The organism is Kitasatospora sp. NPDC001095, assembly GCF_053598615.1.
The window spans coordinates 1-1,205 of sequence record NZ_JBSFKQ010000153.1 but is presented as its reverse complement, the minus strand read 5'-3'; the positions used below and the strand labels follow the sequence as shown (position 1 = coordinate 1,205).

General features: G+C 74.4%; 1 protein-coding gene. It reads left to right on the top strand.

The window, feature by feature from the left end; all coding sequences use genetic code 11:
• The coding region (locus ACWDBB_RS36255) for a beta-ketoacyl reductase (protein WP_449793660.1) at positions 1 to 1,205 on the top strand (1,205 nt) is incomplete at both ends.

Genomic DNA, 1,205 nt, shown 5'->3' with positions numbered 1-1,205 from the left:
TCGGGTGTGTCGCTGGTCGCGTCGGGCGCGGGCGCGCTGCGGGTGCGGCTGGTGTCGGCGGGTTCGGACGCGGTGTCGCTGACGCTGGCGGACGCGGAGGGCCGTCCGGTCGGTTCGGTGGAGTCGCTGGTGCTGCGGCCGGTGGTCGCCGGGCAGCTGGCGGCGGCGGGCAACCGTGGTGGCGAGTCGCTGTTCGGCGTGGACTGGGCGCAGGTCGCGCTCGGGGCCGGGTCGGGTGCGGACCTTCGGGTGGTGTCGTCGCCGGCCGAGCTGGCCGGGGACGAGGTCCCGGCGGTCGTGGTCGTCGAGGCACCGCAGGCGGGCGGCGGTGACGTGGCCGAGGCCGCGCACGCTGCCGGTGTGTGGGCCCTGGAGCTGGTGCGGGGCTGGCTGGCGGAGGAGCGGTTCGCCGCTTCGAAGCTGGCTGTGGTGACGCGTGGCGCTGTCGCTGTGGATGCGGCGTCGGGTGTTGCGGGTCTGGCGGAGTCGGTGGTCTGGGGCCTGGTGCGCTCGGCGCAGTCGGAGAACCCGGACCGGCTGGTGCTGGTGGATCTGGAGGCGGACGCCGAACTGCCTTCGGGTGTCCTCTCGTGTGGTGAGCCGCAGGTGGCGGTGCGTGGGGGTGTGGCGTTCGCGCCGCGTCTGGTGCGCGTTGCCGCCGAATCGGACAACGCGGTGTCGCTGGGCGAGGGCCCGGTTCTCGTCACGGGTGGTACGGGTGGTCTGGGCTCGCTGGTGGCCCGGCACCTGGTCACGGCGCACGGGGTGCGGAGTCTGGTGCTGACCAGCCGCCGCGGCCTGGACGCCCCGGGCGCGAGCGAACTGCGTGATGAACTGGTTGAGTTGGGCGCCGAGGTGGACGTCGTCGCGTGCGACGTGTCCGACCGCGCGGCCGTCGCAGCGCTGCTGGAAGGTCGTTCGCTGTCGGCGGTGGTCCACACCGCCGGCGTCCTGGATGACGGCGTGGTGTCGTCGCTGACGCCGGAGCGGCTGTCGGCGGTGCTGCGTCCGAAGGTGGACGCGGCGGTGATCCTGCACGAGCTGACGGCCGGGATGGACCTGTCGGCGTTCGTCCTGTTCTCCTCGGCCTCCGGCGTGTTCGGAGCCGCCGGCCAGGGCAACTACGCGGCCGCGAACGCGTTCCTGGACGCGCTCGCCGAGCAGCGCCGTGCCGACGGCCTGCCCGCCACCTCGCTGGCGTGGGG